Annotated in this window: 20 protein-coding genes and 1 tRNA gene; 17 read left to right on the plus strand and 4 right to left on the minus strand. The window is 59.6% G+C overall.

The window, feature by feature from the left end:
* Positions 1-105: 105 nt before the first annotated feature.
* The 3 genes from ACTNBY_RS08585 to ACTNBY_RS08595 all read right to left on the minus strand — a co-directional run bounded on the left by ACTNBY_RS08585 (position 106) and on the right by ACTNBY_RS08595 (position 3,600).
* A complete protein-coding gene (locus ACTNBY_RS08585; protein ID WP_441064163.1) occupies positions 106-936 on the minus strand; it encodes an IS3 family transposase in 831 nt (276 codons plus the stop codon).
* A gap of 357 nt (positions 937-1,293) precedes the next feature.
* Positions 1,294-2,043: an SDR family NAD(P)-dependent oxidoreductase gene (locus ACTNBY_RS08590; RefSeq protein WP_441033393.1), complete on the minus strand. Its 750-nt coding sequence runs from the start codon at positions 2,041-2,043 to the stop codon at positions 1,294-1,296.
* A gap of 213 nt (positions 2,044-2,256) precedes the next feature.
* Positions 2,257-3,600 carry a homoserine dehydrogenase gene (locus tag ACTNBY_RS08595; protein ID WP_427729157.1) on the minus strand — a complete coding sequence of 448 codons (1,344 nt, stop codon included), beginning with the start codon at positions 3,598-3,600 and terminating at the stop codon, positions 2,257-2,259.
* Between the two features lie 252 nt (positions 3,601-3,852).
* Here ACTNBY_RS08595 and ACTNBY_RS08600 point away from each other — a divergent pair, with 252 nt between their 5' ends.
* The 8 genes from ACTNBY_RS08600 to ACTNBY_RS08635 all read left to right on the plus strand — a co-directional run bounded on the left by ACTNBY_RS08600 (position 3,853) and on the right by ACTNBY_RS08635 (position 11,752).
* Positions 3,853-5,019, plus strand: coding sequence for an ABC transporter substrate-binding protein (locus tag ACTNBY_RS08600; protein WP_441064164.1), 1,167 nt, complete (start codon positions 3,853-3,855; stop codon positions 5,017-5,019).
* 269 nt (positions 5,020-5,288) lie between these two features.
* The gene (locus ACTNBY_RS08605; protein ID WP_427719715.1) at positions 5,289-6,476 is read left to right on the plus strand and encodes an ABC transporter substrate-binding protein; all 1,188 of its coding nucleotides are present in this window, start codon (positions 5,289-5,291) and stop codon (positions 6,474-6,476) included.
* 139 nt (positions 6,477-6,615) lie between these two features.
* Positions 6,616-7,497, plus strand: coding sequence for a branched-chain amino acid ABC transporter permease (locus ACTNBY_RS08610; RefSeq protein WP_154517188.1), 882 nt, complete (start codon positions 6,616-6,618; stop codon positions 7,495-7,497).
* A gap of 9 nt (positions 7,498-7,506) precedes the next feature.
* Complete coding sequence (locus ACTNBY_RS08615; RefSeq protein WP_441064165.1) at positions 7,507-8,586, plus strand: branched-chain amino acid ABC transporter permease; 1,080 nt, start codon at positions 7,507-7,509, stop codon at positions 8,584-8,586.
* Positions 8,576-9,436, plus strand: coding sequence for an ABC transporter ATP-binding protein (locus ACTNBY_RS08620; RefSeq protein WP_427719717.1), 861 nt, complete (start codon positions 8,576-8,578; stop codon positions 9,434-9,436). The genes ACTNBY_RS08615 and ACTNBY_RS08620 overlap by 11 nt, the downstream gene beginning before the upstream one ends.
* On the plus strand, positions 9,437-10,150 hold the full coding sequence (locus ACTNBY_RS08625) for an ABC transporter ATP-binding protein (RefSeq protein WP_229770701.1): 714 nt from the start codon (positions 9,437-9,439) through the stop codon (positions 10,148-10,150). It begins immediately after the preceding gene.
* 123 nt (positions 10,151-10,273) lie between these two features.
* A complete protein-coding gene (locus ACTNBY_RS08630) occupies positions 10,274-10,951 on the plus strand; it encodes a copper homeostasis protein CutC (protein ID WP_427729154.1) in 678 nt (225 codons plus the stop codon).
* 3 nt (positions 10,952-10,954) lie between these two features.
* Entirely contained in the window at positions 10,955-11,752 is a 798-nt protein-coding gene (locus ACTNBY_RS08635) for a DUF4931 domain-containing protein (RefSeq protein WP_427796206.1), read from the plus strand.
* 30 nt (positions 11,753-11,782) lie between these two features.
* Here the strand turns inward: ACTNBY_RS08635 and ACTNBY_RS08640 are convergent, their stop codons facing one another.
* Positions 11,783-12,781, minus strand: a complete 999-nt coding sequence (locus ACTNBY_RS08640; RefSeq protein ID WP_427794445.1) for a bile acid:sodium symporter family protein — start codon at positions 12,779-12,781, stop codon at positions 11,783-11,785.
* Between the two features lie 275 nt (positions 12,782-13,056).
* Here ACTNBY_RS08640 and recJ point away from each other — a divergent pair, with 275 nt between their 5' ends.
* The 9 genes from recJ to rplT all read left to right on the plus strand — a co-directional run bounded on the left by recJ (position 13,057) and on the right by rplT (position 23,995).
* Entirely contained in the window at positions 13,057-16,344 is a 3,288-nt protein-coding gene (gene recJ, locus ACTNBY_RS08645; RefSeq protein ID WP_441064166.1) for a single-stranded-DNA-specific exonuclease RecJ, read from the plus strand.
* Between the two features lie 14 nt (positions 16,345-16,358).
* Positions 16,359-18,719 (plus strand): RelA/SpoT family protein, encoded by a 2,361-nt coding sequence (locus ACTNBY_RS08650; RefSeq protein ID WP_441064168.1) that lies wholly within the window; start codon positions 16,359-16,361, stop codon positions 18,717-18,719.
* 86 nt (positions 18,720-18,805) lie between these two features.
* On the plus strand, positions 18,806-19,489 hold the full coding sequence (locus ACTNBY_RS08655) for an MBL fold metallo-hydrolase (RefSeq protein WP_441064170.1): 684 nt from the start codon (positions 18,806-18,808) through the stop codon (positions 19,487-19,489).
* 194 nt (positions 19,490-19,683) lie between these two features.
* Positions 19,684-20,550 carry a class II fructose-1,6-bisphosphate aldolase gene (gene fba, locus ACTNBY_RS08660; protein WP_441064171.1) on the plus strand — a complete coding sequence of 289 codons (867 nt, stop codon included), beginning with the start codon at positions 19,684-19,686 and terminating at the stop codon, positions 20,548-20,550.
* Positions 20,551-20,803: 253 nt separating this feature from the next.
* A complete protein-coding gene (locus tag ACTNBY_RS08665; RefSeq protein WP_441064173.1) occupies positions 20,804-22,237 on the plus strand; it encodes a transglutaminase-like domain-containing protein in 1,434 nt (477 codons plus the stop codon).
* A 39-nt stretch (positions 22,238-22,276) separates the two neighbouring features.
* Positions 22,277-22,363 (plus strand) — tRNA-Leu (locus ACTNBY_RS08670).
* Positions 22,364-22,795: 432 nt separating this feature from the next.
* On the plus strand, positions 22,796-23,365 hold the full coding sequence (gene infC / locus ACTNBY_RS08675; protein WP_006234423.1) for a translation initiation factor IF-3: 570 nt from the start codon (positions 22,796-22,798) through the stop codon (positions 23,363-23,365).
* A 32-nt stretch (positions 23,366-23,397) separates the two neighbouring features.
* A complete protein-coding gene (gene rpmI, locus ACTNBY_RS08680) occupies positions 23,398-23,589 on the plus strand; it encodes a 50S ribosomal protein L35 (RefSeq protein ID WP_006234422.1) in 192 nt (63 codons plus the stop codon).
* Positions 23,590-23,635: 46 nt separating this feature from the next.
* A complete protein-coding gene (gene rplT / locus ACTNBY_RS08685; RefSeq protein WP_006234421.1) occupies positions 23,636-23,995 on the plus strand; it encodes a 50S ribosomal protein L20 in 360 nt (119 codons plus the stop codon).
* Positions 23,996-24,551 lie beyond the last annotated feature (556 nt).

Consider the following 24,551-nt stretch of genomic DNA (forward strand, 5'->3'; position numbering starts at 1 on the left):
CAAGCCGTGACCGGAATCGGTGAAAATACGTTAGCGCAACCGGTGAAACCGCCTTTGCGCGAACGGCGCGCCTGTTTAGCGAAACTGGTGAAAAATAGATTGACGCTAACAGCCCGCCCGCCAGGCGACGATCGAGGAGTCGAAGCAGTCCCTGATGGCGGACAGGTACACCTTGCGGCCCGTCGGCAGCCTGAACTCGGTTATGTCGGTGAGCCACAGGAAGTTCGGCAGGGCCGAGCGGAAGTCGCGGCGCACGAGGTTCGGCGGGGCGGGGGTCACCTCGCCGCCGTAGGAGCTGTAGGCGCCGGCCCTCCTCCTCATCCACCTCGGGACGAGCCCCTCCTCGCGCATGATGCGCCGGACGACCTTCTCGGAGACGCGCACGGGGTCGTCGAGCTCGCGGAGCCTGCGCACCACGAACCGGTAGCCGCGCGCGCCGTCGCCGTCCTCCAGGAACACCCGCCGCACGACGTCCCTCAGCGGCGCCAGGCGGTCCGGCCTGGCGATCGCGCGGCGCTGGTAGTCATAGGAGCTCCTCGATATCCTCAAGAAGCCGGTGAGTTCTCTCAAGGACCACTTCCCCGCAGGCCTCAGGCGGTCTATCACCAGGGTCTTCTCCCTGTTCGACATCCCGTCGAGGCTCCCGGCTTTTAAAACGTCCTGCACCGCCCTCAGCACCGCGTTCTCGAGCCTGAGCCGCTCGATCAGGGCGTCCTTGTCCTCCGGGTCGATGTCGGGGTAGTCGGGGCCGTCCCCGACGAGTCGCGGCAGGTCCATTCCTCCACCGGCCCTTCCCGCGGGCTTGCGCACGTCCCTGATCCAGCGCCAGACGGACGTCTTGCCGGGCCCGCCGAGTATCTCGGTTATCTCCATGACGGTGAGCCCGGCGCCGCGAAGCGCCCTGGCCCTCTCCACCATTCTCCTACTGTATGCCATGAGGACTCCGTTCCGGACCTCAACGGTCCAACTTTTTGTCCGCAGTCCCACGCCCAGAGTGGGATGCGGTTTCCGCTTTGGACTCCTGCCGGAAAGCGCGTCCCAGTCTGAAGGTTCAAAATGGGATGCGCTTTCCGAATCAAAGGCCTTGAGGAAAGCGCGTCCCAGAATTGGCGTTCAAAACGGGGCGCATTTTCCGAAACATGGCCCTGAGGGAAGCTGTGTCCCGTTCTGAGCTGAAATACCGGGACGCTGTTTCCCTTACAAACAGAAGAAGGCGCGCTGCCTGCGGTTGATGCAGGCAGCGCGCCTTTTGCGTTGGGCCTCGTTGAGGTTCGAAGTCGTGGCTTGCGACCTTTAGGAGCGGGCGGCTCCGTCGACGGGGAGCACGGCGCCCGTGACGTAGGAGGACATGTCGCTCGCTAGGAAAACAAAGGCGTTGGCGACATCCTCGGGCTCGCCCATGCGCCCCAGCGGAATGGTGGCGATGATGGGCTTGATGACCTCTTCGGGCAGGTTGGCGACCATATCGGTCTTGGTTACGCCGGGTGCGACGGCATTGACGCGAATGCCCATGGGGGCGAGCTCGCGCGAGAGCGACTGGACCATGCCGTTGACGGCAAACTTGGACGTGGGGTAACCGACGCCGGAGGGCTGACCGTACTTGGCGACCATCGAGCTCGTGGTGGTGATGGTGCCGCCGTGGCCGGCCTCGGTCATAATCTTGGCGGCCGCCTGGTGACCGTTAAAGACGGCGACGACGTTGAGGTCCATGACTTTGGCGAACTCCTCGGCCGTGTAGTCCAAAAGCGGCGAGCGCTGGGAGATACCGGCATTGTTGACGACTGTGTCCAGGCCGCCCATGTCGGTTGCAGCCTGGGTAAAAGCCTCGGTCACGGCCTCGAGTGAGGTGAGGTCGCAGGAGCGGCCCCAGACCTTGGCGTCGGGATAGGCGGCCGCCAGCTTCTCAACGGCCGCGTCGGCAGTCTCCTGGCGCGAGCCAAAGACGGTGACGGCGGCGCCCTCTTCGATAAAACGGCAGGCGATGGCATAGCCGATACCGCGCGTGCCTCCGGTGACGATTGCTTTCTTGCCCTCGAGCAACATAGTGCTTCCTCTCATCGCGGGCGGGCATTCTCAGCCAGCGTAGCGGTAGCCGGAATCGACCGCGTTTGCATATCGGTGAACGGTAGCGCGCGTTACCGATGAGCGGCTCGCGCAAATGTGCTCTGCCGTTGTGCTTAGGGCAGGAGGCAAAAGGGCTCCCGTCCCACATCGGACGGGAGCCCTCAAAGCTCGTATTGCTAGGCGAGCGTTGGGTTAGTTGGCCATGACGCCTTCGGTCCAGGCCTCGACGTTCTCGATGCGCAGGACGTTGGCGACCTCGGCCACGCAGTCGACGCTGGCAAGCTCGGCGGCGGCAGCCTGGACGTCCTTCTCGAGCGCGCGGTGCGTCAGGAAGATGACCGAGCAGGCATCGCTGACGCCCGACTTGCCGTCCTCGACCTGGTTGATGAGCGAGATCGAGATGTTGTGCTTGGCAAAGATATCGACCGTCTCGGACAGGGCGCCCACGCGGTCGGCGACCTTCAGGCGCACATAATACTTGGTCTGGAGTTCGTCCATGGGCTTAAAGGCGAGGTTGTGGCCATAGGGCTCAATCTCGGGCAGCGGAGCCACGCCGCGGCTGATCTGCTCGGAGAGCGACAGGATATCGCCCACGACGGCGCTCGCGGTGGGGAAGGAGCCTGCGCCTGCGCCGTAGAACATGGTCTCGCCCACGGCGTCACCCACCACGTAGACGGCGTTCATGGCGCCGTTGACCTTGGCAAGCATGTGGTCGGCGGGGATCAGCGTGGGATGCACGCGGACGTCGACGCCGGCGTCGGTGTTGCGGGCGATGCCGAGCAGCTTAATGGTGTAGCCGAGCTCGCGGGCCTGGGCGATGTCCTCGGCGCCGATGGTGCGGATACCCTGCTGGTACACATCATCGGTGGTCACGCGGGTGCCAAAGCCGATGGAGGCGAGGATCGCCGTCTTGCTGGCGGCGTCGAAGCCGTCGACGTCGGCGGACGGGTCGGCCTCGGCGTAGCCCTTGGCCTGCGCGTCGGCAAGCACGTCGGCGTAATCGGCGCCCTCGGCGTCCATGCGCGACAGGATATAGTTGGTGGTACCGTTGAGAATGCCGGCGATGGTCAGGATCTTGTTGCCCACCAGGTCGTGCTCGAGCGTGCTCACGATGGGGATGCCGCCGCCGCAGCTGGCCTCGCACTTAATCTGCACGCCGCACGCGCGCGCCTTCTCGGCAAGCGTCTCGACGTGGCGGCCCAACAGGGCCTTGTTGGCAGAGACGACGTGCTTGCCGTGCTCAAAGGCCGTGGTGAAGATCTCGGTCGCGGGATGCTCGCCGCCGATCAGCTCGACGACGATATCGACGGCGGGGTCGGTAACGACGTCATGCCAGTCACTCGTAAAGGCCTCGCGCTCAATACCGGCTGCCTCGGCCTGCTCCCAGGCAAGCGCGCAGGCGCGGGTCAGCTTAAGGTCGATGCCGTAGGCGGCCAGGTACTCATCGTGGTGGCTCTTGATCAGACGGGCCACGCCGCCGCCGACGGTTCCCAGACCGATCAGACCGACGTTCACGGTGCGCAGGGGTTCGCTCATAGATAGCTCCTTCGTGCATCTTATAGATTGATTGATCAAGTAATGTTGAGTGCATTCTAGCGTGAACCGAGAGCGCGTGCTCGCCAGGCAACAGGAGTCGCACAAAACGGCACCCCCGAAACGCTGCGGAAACATTGGAAACATGCTCGCTACAAACGAACTTCCGTAACAAACTGTCAACGTTTGCGCCATAAGGTTTGCCCCGTACCGCAAGACGGCCGCACCGCGGCCAGCGAAAAAAAGGGGGACACCATGTTCAACATCAACAGCATGCTCAGCCGTAGGAACTTTCTCGCCGGCGCCGCGGCGCTCGGCAGCGCTGCCGCACTCGCTGGTTGCTCGTCGGGTGGCTCGGACGGCGGCTCCGCCGATGACGGTAAGACCTTCAAGATCGGTGTCATCGGCCCTCTGACCGGCGCCGCGGCAACCTATGGCGTTTCGGCCGAGAAAGGTGCCAAGCTCGCCGCCAAGGATTTCTCGACCAAGGATCTCAAACTCTCGCTTAAGTCCGAGGATGACGTCGCCGACGGCGAGAAGGCCATCAACGCCTTCAATACCTTGTGCGACTGGGGCATGCAGGCGCTCGTCGGCCCCGTCACGACTGGTGCCGCCGTCGCCGTCTCGGGCGAGATCGCCGACGATATGCTCATGGTCACGCCTTCGGCCTCGTCGCTCGACGTCACCAAGGATAAGACCACGGTCTTTCAGGTTTGCTTCACCGATCCCACCATGGGCGCCAGCGCCGCGAAGTTCCTGGCCGAGAAGTATGCAGACGCCAAGATCGCCCTGTTCTACAACTCCGGCGATACGTATAGCTCGGGCGTTGCCGACGCTTTTGCCGAGCAGGCCAAGGCGTCCAAGCTCGATATCGTCGATACCGAGACCTTTAAGGACGACTCTTCAACGAGCTTTACCAACCAGCTCACCAAGGCCAAGGAGGCCGGCGCCACGCTTATCTTTGCCCCGATCTATTACACGCCGGCGTCCGTCCTGCTCAAGAACGCCAAGGACATGGGCTACGACATGACCCTCATGGGCACCGACGGCATGGACGGCCTGCTCTCCGTTGAGGGCTTCGACACCTCTCTTGCCGAGGGCGTGCTGCTCATGACCCCGTTCTCTGCCGACGATGAGAAGAACGCCGACTTCGTCAAGGCATATAAGGACGCCTACAACGAGACGCCCAACCAGTTTGCCGCCGATGCTTATGACTGCATCCACGCGATTGTCGAGGCGATCGATGAGGCGGACATCGACATTACGGTCGACGGCGCCGACATTGCCGGCGACCTTGCCAAGGCTATGCGCAAGATCAAGATTGAGGGCCTGACAGGCGAGCTCACGTGGAACGACGAGGGCCAAGTCGAGAAGCCCGCTACGGCCTATGTGATTCAGGACGGCAAGTACATCGCCGCCTAAGTGCATATAACGAGACCGGTGGGGCCATGTTATTCAGGGCAGGAAAGCTTGTAACAGAACGGAAACATTACTTTCACACAATAAAGTCGCTAAACTGTATAAACCGACAGAAATACGCATAATTATGGATAAATGGACAAGGCAAAAGAAAAGTTGAAATAATCGCCACTTTTCTCAACTAAAGCGTCTACTATTTTGCGAACGCCGAAGACGGCGGAGGATGGCCTGTCGGGTAACCGAAACCCGACGAGATTTGAGAGGAGAGCCGCATGTCGAGCCTCACCGGTAAGTCATTGAACCCTGTTATGAATCGCAGGAGCGTTATCGCGAGCGCAGCAGGTCTGGGGGCGATGTCCATTCTAGCTGGCTGCTCCTCCAACGGCGGCGACAGCGGTTCCGCTTCGAGCGACGCTTCGTTTAAGATCGGCACCATTGGCCCGCTGACCGGTGCCGCCGCGTCTTACGGCAAGTCCGTTACCCAGGGCGTCGAGCTTGGCTGCAAGGACTTCTCCACCAAGGAGCTGCCGCTTGCCAGCAAGGCCGAGGACGACCAGGCCGACGGCGAGAAGGCCGTCAACGCCTTTAATAACCTGCTCGACTGGGGCATGCAGGCCCTCGTCGGCCCGACCACCACGGGTGCGTCGGTTGCCGTTGCCGCAGAGTGCAGCAACGACCCCAAGACATTCATGATCACCCCGTCCGCGTCCTCCGAGGACGTCACCGACGGAAAGGATTGCGTCTTCCAGGTTTGCTTTACCGACCCCAACCAGGGCGTCAACGCTGCCAAGTTCCTGGCAGAGAAGTATGCGGACGAGAAGTTCGTGCTGTTCTATAACTCCGGCGACGCTTATTCTTCGGGCATTGCAGATTCCTTTAAGGCTCAGGCCGCTGAGTCTAAGCTCGAGATTGTTGACGAGGAGACCTTTAAGGACGACTCCGCTACGAGCTTTACCAACCAGCTGACCAAGGCCAAGCAGGCCGGCGCCACCATGATCTTTGCGCCGATCTACTACACGCCGGCGTCCGTCCTGCTCAAGAACGCCAAGGACATGGGCTACGACGTCAAGATGATGGGCTGCGACGGCATGGACGGTATCCTGGGCGTCGAGGGCTTCGACACCTCTCTTGCCGAGGGTCTGCTGCTCATGACCCCGTTCTCCGCCGACGACGAGAAGAACGCCGACTTCGTCAACGCTTACAAGGATAAGTACGGCGATACCCCCGACCAGTTTGCCGCCGATGCCTACGACGGCGTGCACGCGGTGGCCGAGGCCCTCAAGGAGGCCGGTCTTGGTGTCGACGCCGACCCGACCGAGGTTGCCGAGAAGCTGCCCAAGGCTATGCTCAAGATTACCGTTGACGGTCTGACCGGCAAGCTCTCCTGGAACGACAAGGGCCAGGTCCAGAAGGATCCTACGGCGTATGTCATCACCGACGGCAAGTACGTACTGGCCTAATAGGCCGCCTTACATAGAGCGGTTTTGATCCCAAGCAGGGGAGGTTTTCGCCTTCCCTGCTTGCTTGGTATCTGGGGACAACGTAACGTCCCTGTTTCATACATCAACTGGAAACCTATTCGAAAGGGGGATGTGGAACATGACGGTCTTTATCCAATACCTGGTCAACGGCCTGTCCATGGGCAGCGTCTACGCCATCATCGCGTTGGGCTACACCATGGTCTACGGTATCGCCAAGATGCTCAACTTCGCTCACGGCGATGTCATCATGGTCGGTGCCTATGTCTCGTTCTGCGCCACGTCGTATCTCGGCCTCCCGGGCTGGGCATCTGTAGTTCTCTCTTGTGTGGTCTGCACGGTTCTCGGTGTTCTCATTGAGGGTCTGGCCTATAGGCCGCTGCGCCAAGCAGGCCCGCTGGCCGTTCTGATCACGGCCATCGGTGTGTCCTACTTCCTGCAGAATGCCGCGCAGCTTCTGTGGGGCGCCACGCCCAAGAACTTCACTTCGCTCGTCACCTTCCCGGTGCCGGAGTTCTTGGCCAAGTTCAACGTAAGTGCCGTCTCGCTCGTCACCATCGTCGCCTGCCTGGTTATCATGGCCGGTCTGATGATCTTTACAGGTAAGACCAAGATGGGCAAGGCCATGCGCGCCGTGTCCGAGGACAAGGCCGCCGCCCAGCTCATGGGCATCAACGTCAACCGCACCATCTCGATGACGTTCGCCATCGGCTCCGCCCTTGCCGCCATCGCCGGTGTGCTCCTGTGCTCCTACTCGCCGGTTCTGCAGCCCACCACGGGCGCCATGCCTGGCATCAAGGCCTTCGACGCTGCCGTTTTCGGCGGCATCGGCTCCATCCCCGGTGCCTTTGTCGGCGGCATTCTCATCGGCATCATCGAGGCGATGGCGCAGGCTTACATTTCCACGAGCCTTGCCAACTCCATCGTCTTTGGCGTTTTGATCATCGTCCTGCTCGTCAAGCCTGCCGGCCTCTTGGGCAAGTACGTACCCGAGAAGGTGTAGGTGAGCGTTATGAAGTTTCTTACAGACAAGCAGACGCGTCACGACTTTGTCACGTACGCCATGTGCGTTGTGGCGTTCGCCATCGTGTTCTTTATGCAGTCTAACCACATGATTCCGCGCATGATTGTCGGTCAGCTGGTTCCCATCACGGCCTATATCGTCATGGCCATCTCGCTCAACCTCGTCGTCGGCATCGCGGGCGACTTGTCGCTAGGCCACGCGGGTTTTATGAGCGTCGGCGCCTATACGGGAATCGTCACCGCCGTCGCGCTGGAGAGCGCCATTCCGTCCGACCCGGTGCGTCTGATCATCAGCATTGTGGTCGGCGCTATCGCCGCTGCCATTCTGGGCTTCCTGATCGGTATTCCGGTCCTTCGCCTGAGCGGTGACTACCTGGCCATCGTAACGTTGGCCTTTGGCGAGATCATCAAAGAGATCGTTACCTGCCTCATTGTGGGCGTCGATTCCCGCGGCCTGCACGTGATCTTTAACATCACGGGCAATTCCACGATCGACGACCTACACCTGCTCGAAGACGGCACCGCTATCATCAAGGGTGCCCAGGGCGCATCTGGTGTTTCGACCTACTCGACGTTCCTTGCTGGCGCCATCCTGGTTATGGTTGCGCTCGTGATTGTGCTCAACTTGGTCCGCAGCCGCACCGGTCGTGCCATCATGGCCGTGCGCGATAACAAGATCGCTGCCGAGTCCGTGGGTATCTCCGTCACCCAGTACCGCATGATCGCCTTCGTGGTCTCCGCCGCTCTCGCCGGTGCTGCCGGAGCCCTCTTCGGCGGTAACTTCTCGCAGCTCTCCGCTACTAAGTTCGACTTCAACACGTCGATTCTCATTCTGGTGTTCGTGGTCCTGGGCGGTCTGGGCAACATGCGCGGTTCCGTCATCGCGGCGGCGCTGCTCACGGTGCTCCCCGAGCTGCTCCGTCAGTTCTCGGACTACCGCATGCTCATCTACGCCATCGTGTTGATTCTGGTCATGGTCTTTACTAACAACCCGCAGCTCAAGGCGTTCTTCGCGCGCATTAAGGACCGCTTTGCTTCCAAGAAGGAGGTGGCAACCGATGCCCAGTAAGTTTGAGTTCAACAAGGGCAAGATGGTCCCGTATCCTTCTGGCGCCATCGTTCCCGACCGCGACCTGGGCGAGCGCCCGGCGCTCGAGTGCATCCACCTGGGCATTGAGTTCGGCGGCCTCAAGGCGGTCGACGACTTTAGCCTGACCATCGGTAAGACCGAGATCGCCGGTCTCATCGGCCCCAACGGAGCCGGCAAGACCACGGTCTTCAACCTGCTCACCAAGGTGTACCAGCCCACGCACGGCACCATCCTGCTCGACGGTGAGGACACCTCGGGCAAGTCCGTCTACCAGGTCAACCGCATGGGTATCGCTCGTACCTTCCAAAACATCCGCCTGTTCAACACCATGACGGTGGAGGACAACGTAAAGGTCGGCCTGCACAACCAGGAGCGCTACTCCGGCTTTGAGGGCGTGCTGCGCCTGCCGACGTATTGGAAGCACGAGAAGGCCGCCCATGAGCGCGCCATGGAGCTTCTGTCTATCTTTGATATGGAACATCTGGCAAACGAGCAGGCCGGCTCGCTACCTTACGGCGCTCAGCGTCGTTTGGAGATCGTCCGCGCGCTTGCCACCAATCCCAAGCTACTACTGCTCGACGAGCCTGCCGCCGGCATGAACCCGTCCGAGACTGCGGAGCTCATGGCGAACATCGTCAAGATTCGCGACACCTTTGGCATTGCCATCATGCTCATCGAGCACGACATGTCGCTTGTCATGAATATTTGCGAGGGTATCTGCGTGCTTAACTTTGGCAAGGTCATCGCCAAGGGCACGGCCGAGGAAATCCAGAACAACGAAGCCGTTATTGAGGCTTATCTGGGCAAGCAGGATAAGGGGGAGAACTAAATGGCAGAGCCGATGCTTTCCGTCTACAACATCAACGTCTGGTACGGCGCCATCCACGCCATTAAGGACATCTCCTTTAACGTTAACGAGGGCGAGATCGTGGCCCTGATTGGCGCGAACGGCGCCGGCAAGTCCACGACGCTCAAGACTGTCTCGGGCCTGCTGCGCTCCAAGACCGGCTCCATCAAGTTTATGGGCGAGGACATTATCCATACGCCCGCCGACAAGCTGGTTGGCAAGGGCCTGTCTCAGGTACCCGAGGGGCGTCGTGCCTTTTTGCAGATGACGGTCGAGGAGAACCTGGAGATGGGTGCCTATACACAGCCCAAGTCCACGGTTGCCCCGGGCCTCGAGCGTGTTTACGAGCAGTTCCCGCGCCTGAAGGAACGCCGTCGCCAGGTGGCCGGCACCCTTTCGGGCGGCGAGCAGCAGATGCTCGTTATGGGTCGTGCCCTTATGAGTAACCCCAAGCTGCTCATGCTCGACGAACCCTCCATGGGTCTGGCGCCGATCCTGATCGAGCAGATCTTCCAGATTGTCGAGGATTTGCACAAGGCCGGCACCACGGTGCTCCTGGTCGAGCAGAACGCGCAGATGGCGCTTTCCATCGCCACACGCGGCTACGTGCTCGAGACCGGCAAGATCACCATGACCGGCACCGGCCAAGAGCTGCTGCACGACGACAACGTCCGCAAAGCTTATCTTGGTGGTTAATCCATCCAGTAATAGGGGCGCTGACCAACTCGGTCAGCGCCCCTTTTGAAATGATCCGTTGGCTTGGTATTTAAAGTGCGACAATGCCGTGTGGAAATAGAAGTGTCATCTGGGGGTCTATCTATGCTGTACGAGTTTTGTGCCGAGAACTTTGAGCGGGTGCCGGCGGCCATTGCGGCCGGTGCGGGACGCATTGAGCTGTGCGACAACCTTGCGGTTGGTGGCACCACGCCCTCGGCCGGCGTTATCAGCGCTACGACCAGCTATGCTCGCGAGCACGATGCACGGGTGATGTGCATGATCCGTCCGCGTGGCGGCGACTTTCACTACAACCAGGACGAGCTGCGCATGATGGAGATGGACTTGGGCCTTGCCGTAAGTGCCGGCGTCGATGGCTTGGTCTTTGGCTGCTGCAAGCCTTGTGCCGGCGGATGGGCGCTCGATGAACTTGCGTTGGGCGCCCTTGTGATGGCTGCGGGCTGCGCGACCGAGGAGTGCAAGCGCGAGCCCATCGACATCACCTTTCACATGGCGTTTGACCAGCTCTCGCCCGAGGCTCAGCTCGACGCGATTGACACGCTCGCCGACTGCGGCATAACGCGCATCCTGACGCATGGCGGTGCCGCCGGCACGCCGATTGAGGACAACCTGGAGCATCTGTCGCACCTTATCGACTACGCGGACGATCGCCTGACCATCCTTCCCGGCGGCGGCATTTCCACGGCCAACCGCGATACCGTGGCTGCGGCACTGGGCGTCTCCGAGCTCCATGGCACCAAGATCGTGCCGCTGGAGGTATAACCCGTGCCCCTGGTATTTGACGTTCAGCAGGCGAGCGGGAAGCCCGACGACAACCGGCGCCCTGGCACCGCGTGCCCCTTTTGCGATACCGAGGAACTCGCCAATATCATCCGGCGCGACGGTGACTGTATCTGGCTCGAGAATAAGTTCAAGACCCTGCGCGCCACCCGTCAAACCGTGCTGATCGAGTCGGCCGACCATGACGCAGACCTGGTGACCTATGCGCCGGACGAGCTGCATCATGTGATGCGGTTTGCCCTGGGTTGCTGGCAGCAGATGATCGATTCACGGCAGTATCGAAGCGTGCTCATGTACAAGAACAAGGGTCCGCTCTCGGGCGGTAGTCTCGTTCATCCGCACATGCAGATTGTGGGTTTGGAGCAGGAAGATGGCTATGCTTCGCTGACTTCCGCCAATTTCGAAGGCATCAATGTCTGGCAACAGGGGAGAATTGCGGTCAACATCTCAACCGAACCGATTATGGGGTTCTTTGAGGTCAACGTTTCAGCTCCGCGGGGAATCGCCGCCAGCGATGACACGCGGGACCAAGCCGAGGCGGATCTCTTCGCCGATGCGATCCAGGTAGCTCTGCGTTATATCCTAAACGAGCACCACGGTGGCCGTGCAGAGTCGTACAACTTGTTCTTCTATCACCTGGGCGGTCGGACCATTGCCAAGGCGCTGCCGCGTTGGGTGGTTTCGCCCTACTTTGTCGGCTATCGTTTGGCCCAGGTCAATGCCGAGACGACGCTCGATATCGATGCTGAGCGCCTGCGCGCACATCTGGAAACGCTCGTATAGCAAGACTAACACCCGCGTAATGTGGACAGCCTAGCGTGCCATGGCGTCGCGGCCGGCCTCGACGCGCTTGCGCTGGGCAGCGCGCTCCTCGCCGGTTAGACGCTCAAAGAGATGCCCGATAAGCGAGGCAAGTACCTGCTGAAACAGCGTTCCGCACATGACGGGAAATACGACTTCGCCCGGAAAGTATTGCGTGGCGATGACGGCGCCCGAAGAGATGTTGCGCATGCCGCAGGTAAAGCACATGGTAGTCGTTTCGCTATACGGCAGATGCAGTGCGCGGGCGACCAGAATACCGACGACAAAGCCGCTGATGGCGAAGATCAAAATAAAGAGGGCGACTTCCAAGCGCACCGCGTTCATGTGCAGCACGTACTCGCTCATGGCGGTGGAGTTCGACGCGATAACACCCATCATCATGAACTTGCAGGCGGGCGAGAGCGCGGGGGAGAGCTTCTCGTGTCCCCATCCGCGCGTGAGTTCGTTAATCACGATGCCGAGCAGGGCGGGGATAGCGATCATGAAGGCCATGTTCTGCATCATGCCCGGCACGTCGATCGAGACGGTGGCGCCCAGCAAGAGCTTAAGCGTGAGCGGAATCGTAACGGGAGAGATAACCGAGGACGTCAGGATGATGGTGAGCGCGAGCGGGCCGTTGCCGCCGAACATGCTAATCCACATAAAGGCAGTGACTGCCACAGGTACGCTGTACTCGAGCACGATACCGCAGACGAGGTTGGGGTTGGAGCCAAAGAACAGCGACCCCATGGCATAGGCTGTTATGGGAATAAGCACCGCCGAGACCAGCAGCGCCAAAATCAGGTGCAGCGGACGGCGGAATACTTCGGCTACCTGATGGAAGGTGTTGCTGAGGGCACCTTGGAACGTCATAAAGGCAAACAGGGTGGGGACGATGGGCTTGAGTACGCCGATCTGCTGGGGAAAGAGCACGCCAAGCGTCACGCAAATCGGAACGATGATCTGCATATGCCCCGCGAGGAACTTACCCAGTCCAACCCATTGCTTCATATGCGCTTGTGACTCCCTTTGCTCGTGAATCCGTTTTGAATGGATATGCTAGACGCTCGCATGCGTCCGTGTGGCTGAAACGCCCGATTATTTCGAGGCTATTACCGCCCTCGTTTATCGAAACCACGGCGTGCTGGACGTTGTGCGTCCGCGCCGCACGGTATAATAAATCCGTTCAACAGATCTGCCTGCCGAAGCGGGCATACACAGAGGACTCATCGCTATGAACCGTGAGAGGTATCGCGGCGACCTGCCCCTATCGGGGGTGGGCGCCTATGTCATCGCTTAAGACAACGCATCGCTGGGCGGTCGCTCAGCAAAACCCCGAGCTCGAAAAGGAGCTTTCGGCTGGCCTGGGCATACCCGGGCTGGTGGCGCGCATTATGGTTGCGCACGGCATTACATCCATCGAGGAAGGCCAGCTTTTTCTGACGCCTTCGCTCGATCGCGACTGGGCGGACCCGCTCGTTATTCCGGGTATGGCGGTCGTCGTCGACCGCGTTGAGCGTGCTATTCGCAGCCACGAGCGCATCGCCGTCTTTGGCGATTTTGACGTCGACGGCATTACGTCGACTTGTCTGTTGACCGAGGCGCTGCGTTCGTTTGGCGCCAACGTCACGCCGTTTATTCCGCATCGTTTTGACGAGGGCTACGGTCTGTCGCGTGCGGCGCTCGACCGCGTTAACGAGCTCGCTCGCCCCCAGCTGATCGTGACCGTCGATAACGGCATTGCCGCCAAGGAAGAGGCCTCCTATCTGGAGAGCCTGGGGATCGATTTGGTGGTCACGGACCATCACGAGCCGTCCGACCAGGTGCCGCAGGGCGTGCCCCTGACCGACCCCAAGCTCGAGGACAAGGGTCCCTCGCGCGAGCTTGCCGGTGCCGGCGTGGCACTCAAGCTGGTGCAGGTCCTGGGCGAGCGTTTGGGCAAGCCGTCGTATTGGCGTTCGCTGATAGAGGTCGCGGCGCTGGGCACCGTGTCCGACATGATGCCGCTTACGCCCGAGAATCGCGCACTGGTCGCCGAGGGCATCCAGCAGATGCGCGTGACGGCCCGTCCCGGCTATATCGCGCTTGCCGCACTTGCCAAGGCCGACCTTTCTACCATTACGGCCGACGGCCTGTCGTTTTCGCTCATCCCCCGTCTGAATGCTGCCGGCCGCATGGCCGATCCCAAGCTGGCGCTCGACCTGCTGCTTGCCCGCGACCCCATCGAAGCGAGCGCGCTTGCCGCCGAGCTCGAGGAAATCAATCGCCAACGCCGCGAGATCGAGGCCGAGCTTACGCGCGATGCCATGGAGAAGGTCGAGGAGACTTATGACGGCGGGCGCGCAATCGTCGTGGGCGGCGAGGGCTGGCACGAGGGCGTCAAGGGCATCGTGGCGAGCCGCTTGACCAATCGCTATCACGTGCCGGCGCTGCTCTTCTCGATCGAGGGTGGCGTTGCGCGCGGATCGGGCCGCTCGGTGGGCAAGATCAACTTGTTCGATGCCGTCGAGCGTTGCTCCGACCTGCTGATTCGTCGCGGCGGGCATGCCGGTGCGGTGGGTGTGACCATCGAGGCATCCAAGCTCGATGAGTTCCGCCGTCGCCTTTCGGCCGTGCTATCGGAGCTTCCCGCCGAGGACTTTGAGGACACTGACGAGGTTGCCGCCACCGTTGATCTCTCCGAGCTAAATATCGAGACCATCGAGCAAATTTCCCGTCTTGAGCCGTTTGGCCAGGGCAATAAGGTGCCGCTTCTGGCCGCCGAGGGCGTGACGATGTGCGATCGCGCCGTGGTGGGCAAAACCGGCGAGCACATGCGCTTTGTGGCGACCGATGGTGCCGCGAGTGTGCCGGCCATCATGTTCCGCGTGCCGCAGATCGATAGGCTCATCAATTGCGACAGCGCCGTCGACTTGGTGTTCGAGGCCGTGGCCGAGCATTGGCAGGGACGTGTGAAGCCCAAGCTCATGATCAAAGATGTCTTGGTGCGCGATACCGCGGCGCCCAATATCGACGATCCGGCATGTGAGCTCCGCCGCGGCGTGCAACCGGCGGATTCTGGTCTGCGCCTGGAGTCGCGTAAACGCGAGACGCTCGCCCAGCTTTCTTATACCGAGCTCACGCGCTCGCTTATCCATAGCTTTATCGGCTCGAACCAGCCGCATCGCGCGCAGGTCGAGGCACTCGACGCGCTTGCCGACCATCAGAGCGTTTTGGCCGTTATGGGGACGGGGCGTGGCAAGTCTCTGATTTTCCATGTGCATGCCGCGCGCGAGGCGGTTCTTCGCGGGCGTGCGAGCATTTTTGTCTATCCTCTGCGTTCGCTCGTTGCTGATCAGGCCTATCACCTTTCCTCGACGATGGCCGCGCTCGGCATTGGTGTCGGCGTGCTGACTGGCGAGACCGTGGAGGCCGTACGCGATGACGTGTTCGCCGGCCTTGCTTCGGGTCGCACCGGTATCGTTCTCACGACGCCCGAGTTCTTGTCTATCCACCGCGATCGATTTGCGCGTTCTGGACGTATTGGCTTCGTTGTTATCGATGAGGCGCACCATGCCGGTCTTGCTAAGGGTGGTGACCGGAGTGCATACCTCGATATGCCCGATATTCTTAAAGCCCTGGGCGACCCCGTTGTCATGGCGGCAACGGCTACCGCGACGGCTCCAGTTGTGGCAGAGCTTGCTCGCGTACTGCCGATTACCAGCACGGTGGTCGACGAGACCGTTCGCGAGAACCTACAACTCGAGGACGATCGTGACCTTGCGAGCCGTGAAAATCGCCTGGTTTCGATCGTTGCGACGGGGGAGAAGACCGTCATCTACGTGAACTCGCGCGACCAGTCCGTGGCGCTTGCCAAGACGTTGCGCAAACGTGTGCCCGACTGCGCGACCCATATCGCGTTCTATAACGCCGGGCTTGCGCGTTCCGATCGTCGACGCGTCGAGGAGGCGTTTCGAGATGGCAGCCTGAGCTGCATCGTTTCAACCTCGGCCTTCGGTGAGGGCGTCAACCTGCCCGATATCCGCCATGTCGTGCTCTACCACATGCCGTTTGGCGCGATTGAGTTTAACCAGATGAGTGGCCGTGCCGGCCGCGATGGGCAGCCTGCCGTGATTCACCTGCTCTATTCGTCTCGTGACGCTCGTATTAATGAGCGCCTGCTCGATTGTTACGCGCCCGAGCGCGATGAGCTTGTCACGCTCTATCGGGCGCTGCAGACCATGTGGCGCTCCAATCGTGGCAAGACGGGGGACGATTCATTCTGCGCAAGCGATATCGACATTGCGCAGATGTGCCTTGCAATCGACGCGCGCACGCCGGTCGATGAGCGTTCGGTGGCAAGCGGCTTGGGAATCTTCGAAGAGCTCGGTTTCTGTCACGTTTCGGGGTTTGACGATACCCGTCGCATCGCGATGACCGAAAACCCCGGGCGCGTGCAGTTGAGCAGGTCGATCCGCTATTTGGAGGGCTTGCGCTCGCGCATGGAGTTCTCGGCTTTCCGGAGTTGGGCACTCGATTCGTGCGCTTCTGATATGCTTACCAAAATTAACCGCCCGATCGTACCGCGGGCCTAGGGAAGGGGACCTCGATGGATGCCGCAGCCCGTACCGCCCATGATTCCGCCCTCCAGCCCTTTTCGGAGATGGAGCACTATACGCATGCCGATGATCTGCCGCCCGAGATTATGGCGGACAGCTACGACAAGCTGGAGCGCCTGTGCCTTAAATATATGAGTGAGGATGACTTCTCCAAGGTGGAGCAGGCCTACTGCTTTGCTGCCGAGAAGCACTGCAACCAAAAGCGGCGCTCGGGTGAGATGTACATTAACCATCCCGTCGAGGTGGCTATCATTTTGGCCGACCTTAAGATGGACTGCGATGTGGTGTGCGCTGCATTGCTGCACGATACCGTCGAGGATACCGATACCTCGCTTGCCGATGTTTCGGGTCTGTTTGGCGAAACCGTGGCAGAGCTCGTCGACGGCGTGACCAAGCTCACCAACATCGAAGTCGACAACATGGACGAAAAGCAGGCGCTTACGCTGCGCAAGATGTTCCTCGCCATGTCCAAGGACATTCGCGTCATCATCGTCAAACTCGCCGACCGCCTGCATAATATGCGCACGCTTGCCGCCCTGCGCGAGGACCGCCGCCTGTTTAAGGCGCGCGAGACCATGGATGTGTATGCGCCCCTGGCCGACCGCCTGGGCATGAGCTCTATCAAGTGGGAACTCGAGGATCTGTCCTTCTTCTACCTTGAACCCGACGCTTACCAGCGCATCGCCCGCATGGTGGCAGAGTCACGCGAGGTTCGCGAACGCTTTCTGGCCGAGACTATCAAGACGCTTACCGATGAGCTCGACCGCATTGGCCTTGAGGGTTTTCAGATCAACGGTCGTTCCAAGCACTATTGGTCCATCTATCAAAAGATGAAGCGCAAGGGCAAGGAGTTCTCCGAGATTTATGATCTGGTGGCGCTGCGCGTCATCACCCATTCGGTGCGCGATTGCTATTCCACGCTTGGTGCCGTGCATACTTTGTGGCATCCCATGCCCGGTCGTTTTAAAGACTATATCGCCATGCCCAAGGTCAATAACTACCAATCGCTCCATACGACGGTTATCGGCCCCACGGCCCGTCCGCTCGAGATTCAGATTCGAACCTACGAGATGCACGAGCAGGCCGAGTACGGCATCGCCGCCCACTGGCTATATAAGAAATCGGGCGGATCGTCTGCCTCCAAGACCAACGACGCACAGCGTCTGGACGATCAGATTAACTGGCTCAAGCACTCGCTCGATTGGGCAGCCTCTGACGAGATCACCGATGCCAAAGAATATCTGCACTCACTGAAGGTCGACCTGTTTGACCAGGAGATTTTTGTCTTTACGCCCAAGGGTGAGGTCATGGCGCTTCGTGCGGGCTCTACACCGCTCGACTTTGCCTACGCTGTTCATACCGAGGTCGGCAACCACTGCGTCGGCGCCAAAATCAACGGCGCGGTGGCTCCGCTCACGCACGAAATCAAGACGGGTGACCGTGTCGAGATCCTGACTAACAAGAGCTCCAAGCCGTCGCGCGATTGGCTCAAGATCGTCAAGACGCCTTCGGCCAAGTCAAAGATTCGCCGTTACTTCGCCGCTGCGACCAAAGACGATGACGCTGCTGCCGGTCGCGATATGCTGGCCAAGGACATGCGCAAGCGCGGGTACGGCATCTCTACGCCGCGATCCACGCGTGCACTCAATGCCGTGGCGGAGCAGTTTAACTTCAAGCAACTCGAGGACCTGTTCGCAGCCGTTGGCGCGGGCAAGGTCGCCCCGCGCGCTGTGGGCAATAAGGTCGAGCAAATCTTGGATCCCAAGCCCGAGGAGCAGCTTACCAAGGCCGAAGCCATCGCTGAGGTCGTCAAGCAGCCTGCCCGCGGTTCCAACCGCAAACCGCAAAAGCGTGGCAAGAGTGCAAGTAACGGCATTATCGTCAAGGGCGAGAGCAACAGCGGCCTGCTGGTTCGTCTGGCGCATTGCTGCAATCCGGTGACGGGCGACGACATCGTGGGCTTTATCACGCGCGGTCGAGGCGTCTCGGTGCATCGCGCCAACTGCCCCAACGTCAAGGGTCTCATGGAACACCCCGAGCGCATGATTGACGTGGAGTGGGATGGTGCTGCCGATACGCTTTTCCAGGTCGAGATCGTGGTCGAGTGCTTGGATCGTATGGGCTTGCTCAAGGATGTCACCATCGCCATTGGCGATGCAGGCGGAAATATCCTTTCCGCCGCTACCTCGACCAACCGCGAGGGCATTGCGACCCTGCGCTTTATGGTCGAGATTTCGGACGCGAGCGGTCTGGATCCGCTGCTGGCATCCATCAGCAGTGTCGACTCGGTCTATGACGCACGCCGTCTGATGCCTGGCGAGGGTGGGGCTCAGCTTAAGCGTCGCGTATAGGCGTGACGAACGCACAACGGTAATGATATTGGCTACGTTCGAGGCATCGTTTGATGCCTCGACGCTTGTAGAAGGAGGACGTGCTCATGGTCACTGCAGCTTTGGACTTAACCCCTCGGGGTACGGCTTCGATTGAGGCGCTTGTAAACGGCCCCATTCAGACCAACAGTTACGCCGTAATCTCGAGCGGCGAATGCCTGATTATCGATCCGGCCTGGGAAGGTGAGCGTCTTGTGGAATATATCTATGCCAAGCATCCTGACGCGCACGTGCTAGGCGCTGTCTGCACCCATGGCCATGCCGATCACGTAGGTGGCGTTGCCGGAGCGCGAGCCGCCGTCGGTAAGGGTTTCCTATATGAGTTAGGTGCGAAGGACGTGTTGGTATCTCGTGAGAATATCGAGGAGCAGCGAGCGATGTGGGGCATCGATACGCCCGATCCGGGCGAGCCGACGCGATTGCTTGCTGAGGGCGATACGATTGAATTGGGTGATATCTGCCTGCAGGTGATCGAGACGCCCGGTCACACACCGGGTGGCATTGTCTTGTTCGCCGCCACCGAGCAGGGAAGCATCGCCTTTGTTGGCGACACACTGTTCCCGGGCAGCCACGGCCGCACCGATCTCGCCGGTGGAGACGAGGCGGCGATTCTGCGCTCGCTCTCCAAGCTCGCCCAGCTGCTTCCAGCCGATACCGTTTGTTTAACGGGGCATGGTGATTCGACCACTATGGCGCGCGAGCTCATGCAGAACCCTTTCATGCAGATGTAGCTTTGTAGTCAGCTGCTTAAGCACGAGAAGTGTCCAAACGTCAAGATATTTTCCCCAACGGGCCGATTCCGTAGGGCAAACGGTCAAAAAAAGTCTGTTTGGACGATATTCGTGAACAAACGAACGTTTACGCTCGGGTACGCCGTGGTAAAATCTCATGCGTTATCGGAGCAACCTTACAGGAGGTTTCTTTTATGCTCGTCAACGCAGCAGACATGCTCAAGAAGGCCGAGGCCGGCAAGTATGCTCTCGGTGCCTTCAACACCAACAACCTCGAGTGGACTCTGGCTATTCTCCAGGCCGCCGAGGAGGCCAAGTCTCCGCTGATCCTTCAGTGCACCGCTGGTGCCGCTAAGTGGATGGGCGGTTTCAAGGTCTGCGCCGACATGGTCAAGGCTGCCGTCGAGGCCACGGGTGTTACCGTTCCCGTCGCCCTTCACCTCGATCACGGTTCTTACGAGGACTGCTTCAAGTGCATCGAGGCCGGCTTCACGTCCATCATGTATGACGGCTCTCACGAGGAAACCTTCCAGCTTAACCTCGATCGCACCAAGGAGCTCGTTGAGCTCGCCCACTCCAAGGGCATGTCCATCGAGGCCGAGGTCGGCGGCATCGGCGGCACCGAGGACGGCGTGACCTCCAACGGCGAGCTCGCTGACCCCGCTGAGTGCAAGCAGATTGCTGACCTGGGCGTCGACTTCCTCGCCTGCGGCATCGGCAACATCCACGGCGTGTATCCCGCCGACTGGGCCGGTCTTTCCTTCGAGCGTCTGAGCGAGATCAAGGCTCAGATCGGCGACCTGCCCCTCGTTCTGCACGGTGGTACCGGCATCCCCGAGGATCAGATCAAGAAGGCCATCTCCCTGGGCATCTCCAAGATCAACGTCAATACCGACCTGCAGCTTGTCTTTGCCAAGGGCGTCCGCGAGTACATCGAGGCTGGCAAGGATCAGCAGGGCAAGGGCTTCGATCCCCGCAAGCTCCTCAAGCCTGGTCGCGACAACATCGTTGCCCGCGCCAAGGAGCTCATGGAGGAGTTTGGCTCCGTCAACAAGGCGTAAGTAGCGGTTTAACTTTCCCGTCGGAGGCCCCGTTCACCCTACGCTTTTCCCTTGCGCTCACCTGGCTTTGCCAGAAGTCGCGCGATGGAATCAGCTCCGGGGAAACGGGGCCTCCTTCGTTAACTCGCTACAGGGTTACTGGGCTGAATTATTTATTTGACTACCGTTCAGCGGTGTTGATGGCTCCCTTGTTGGGGCTTTCTTTTTATGTCGGTACAATGGTCTCGGGTTGTTGTTCTGCGTGGGAGTGGTTATGGCTGTCGTTAATGTTTTGCCTGCCGATGGAAAGGTTGTTGCCGAGGGCCCCGTTGGTTGCTCTTTTGATGTTTGTTGCGATGATTTTCGTCATCTCGACATTGGATTGCCACCTGAGATCCTTCGTCTCAAGGACGCCGGGTACCTGGCGCAGGCTGTTGCGGCTTGCGACCGTCTTTTGGAGCAGAGCCCTGATCCCTCGTTGGCCGCTTGCGTTCGTGCCGAGCGGTATCGCATGATCGAGACGTCGTTTCATTTTTCGGTGTCGCGCGATCAGGCTATTGCGATGATCCGCGAGGAGTGGCCGGAGTTTACCGAGGATCAGTTTGACGACCTGATCGATCGTAAGCGCATCGACTGGCGCTTTATCGATGGTGAACTGTTCGTTCTCGACAACTTCCTTGATTCTTTGCGTGTGTATCCCAAGGAGGTTCCGGGCCTGCGTCCCGATTCTACGGATGGAACTGCGCTGCGCAACCAGATGCTTAAGAAGATGGAATCACAGGGCGGGCTGTCTCGTGCCATTACGCTTAAAGCATCCGTGTCTGTTCCCGGTGCTCTGGAGGGGGAGGCCGTTCGCGCGTGGCTTCCCGTTGCCGCAGCCTGCCGCCAGCAGTCTCATATCGAGATTCTCGATATGACGCCGGAGGGGGTCCTTGCTCCCGCGAACGCTTTGGCGCGTACCGCCTCGTGGGTTTCCTCGGCTGATCGATCGTTCTCAGTGACCTATCGTTATCTGATTGATGCCGCTTATTGCGATATCTACGGGGGAGCGCTTCCGGCGCATCCGTGTATGGACGCGCCGCTGCCCAAGGATATTTCCGAGGACCGACCACATATTGCATTCACGCCGTATCTGCAGCAGCTGACCGAACATGTTATCGATGGTCTCGAGGATCAGCTCGACCGCGCTCGGGCTATCTATGATTATTTGACGCATCATATCGACTATCGATACCAGCCACCGTATCTGCTTCTGGGCTCTATCGCCGATGACTGCGCGCATTCGCTTCGCGGTGACTGCGGTGTTATGGCACTCACGTTTATCACCATGTGCCGCATCGCCGGCGTGCCCGCACGTTGGCAGAGCGGCCTGTACGTTGCGCCCGACTCGGTGGGCTCGCATGACTGGGCGGAGTTCTATACACCGCAGACGGGTTGGCTTAACGCCGATGTCTCGTTTGGATCCTCGGCACGCAGGATGGGGGAGGAATGGCGCCGCCGCCACTACTTTGGCAACCTCGATCCATGGCGCATGGTGGCAAACTGTCGGTTCCAGGCAGAGTTTGAACCCGTCTTTGACGGTATGCGTGAGGACCCCTACGATAACCAGATGGGCGAGGCCTCGGTCGACGGTCGCGGATGCCGCCAGCGCGAGATGCTCCGCACGGTCGAACTCATCGAAATGCTCGAAGTTCCATTTTCGGACTAATCTACGGAAAGCTGTGATAAACTAACTCACGCAATACGTGCCCGAGTGGCGGAATTGGCAGACGCAGTGGACTCAAAATCCACCGTTGGCAACAACGTGCGAGTTCGAGTCTCGCCTCGGGCACCATACATGCAAAAGAGCGTTCAAGGGGGTCGAGGCCCCCTTTTTCGTGCCGAACTCGCGTGAGCGCGCGGAGCGTTAAGCAAACAGGCCTGTGGCCTGTTTGTAGCGGAGCGTGGCGAGGGCGCCATGCGCCCGAAGCCCGGGGCTTCGCGAAGCGAAGGCCCTTCGAGTCTCGCCTCGGGCACCATACATGCAAAAGAGCGTTCAAGGGGGTCGAGGCCCCCTTTTTCGTGTACGTAATGTGATAACGAGCGGTACGTGTTATTATCGCCAAGGTGTTGTTTCCGCAATGCCCTAAAGAGGAACCCGAGGGTTCCCACCTTTTGGCGCCAATGAGCAGCTGACTGGTCATACAACTTAGATTCCCTTCCTCATATCGAGGATGTCTATGTGTACGACCTGGTTGCAAAAAAGCGCCGGGTTATTTTTTTATGAATGGAGGTAGGGAAAATAGCTAAGTCTGATGACACCCGCATCAACGACGAGATCACTGCATCTTCGTGCCGTTTGATTGGCGTCGATGGCTCTCAGCTCGGCCTGTTCGCCATCCGCGATGCCCAGCGCGTCGCCGACGATCAGGGTCTCGACCTTGTCGAGATCGCTCCCAACGCGGAGCCGCCGGTCTGCAAGGTCATGGACTACGGTAAGTTCAAGTACCAGCAGGCCATGAAGGCCAAGGCTGCTCGTAAGAACCAGTCCAAGGTCGAGGTTAAGGAAATGAAGTTCCGACCCAAGATCGACGTTGGCGACTACGAGACCAAGAAGGGCCACGTTCTGCGTTTCCTCAAGAAGGGCGCACGCGTTAAGATCACCATCATGTTCCGCGGCCGTGAGATGGCTCACCCGGAGCAGGGTCTTAACGTTCTCGAGCGTCTCGCCGAGGATCTTAAGCCTTACGCTACGGTCGAGTCCAAGCCTAAGATGGAAGGCCGTAACATGCTTATGCTGCTCGCCCCAATTAAGGGCGCCTTTGATGAGGATAAAGCGGCAAGTGATACTAAGTAACTAGTGTTCTGTAACCGATTAAGGAGTATTTCATGCCTAAGATGAAGTCCCACAGCGGCACCAAGAAGCGTTTCCGCAAGACTGGTACCGGCAAGCTTATGCGCGCCAAGGCTTTCAAGAGCCACATCCTGAGCAAGAAGTCCACCAAGCGTAAGCGTGGCTTCCGTCAGGAGACCGAGATCGCCGCTGCCGACCGCAAGGTCATCAAGTCGCGTCTCGCCTAAGTTAGCGTTCCCGTTTTTCGTTTAACCGTCTAGGAGTTGATAGAACATGGCACGTATTAAGCGCGCTGTTGCCGCCAAGAAGAAGCGCCGTACCGTTATGCACCGTGCGAAGGGTTACTACGGTGCCGCTTCGCGTACTTACAAGCATGCTAAAGAGCAGGTCCAGCACTCTCTGCAGTATCAGTACCGTGACCGCCGCAATAAGAAGCGCGAGATTCGCTCTCTCTGGATCACCCGTATCAACGCTGCTGCTCGCCTGAACGACATCTCTTACTCTCAGTTCATGCACGGCCTGAAGGTCGCCGGTATCGAGCTCGACCGCAAGGTCCTGGCTCAGATGGCTTACGAGGACATCGAGTCTTTCAACGAGCTGGCTACCATCGCCAAGAAGGCTCTCGAGGCCTAATTGATTCTCTTGAATCGCTAGGGGAGTGTCGCGCTGTGCGCGGCGCTCCCTCTTTTTATCTAAGGCGCTGGTTTATATAGCAAAAGCGCGGGTAGATAGATACTTACAGGTGACCGATCTTTATATATCTCTTAACCGAAGGGTCATCATCTGATACGTGCAGTATTTCTGCACCAGCCTTTCTATTACTTATATAGGAAGCGATATATTGTGTAGGACTTGTGAAGAGTGGAATTGACGTCCCACATCGCTTCGCGGTCTGGCAATATATCTCCTTGCCGCGCGGCCCGGTCGGACCGGATTGACCGCGGGGCGTGCACCTTGAGAACCGGATACTGCGAGGATGGACACACCAGATGTGTCGCATCCGGGCAGACATCGAACCATTTGAAATGGTCTGACTTGGATTCGTTTTTCGCAAGGCCGCCGAGAGGCGGCCCCGAGAAATTCCTTTTCCTATCAAACAGAACCATATGAATCGAACGGAACCGATCAGCGAATGACTGAGAGGACCGGACGGGCTCGAAGCCCATTTACTTTGGACGGAGAGTTCGAT

The organism is Collinsella sp. HCP28S3_E12 (genome assembly GCF_052065595.1).
Taxonomy (GTDB): Bacteria; Actinomycetota; Coriobacteriia; order Coriobacteriales; family Coriobacteriaceae; genus Collinsella.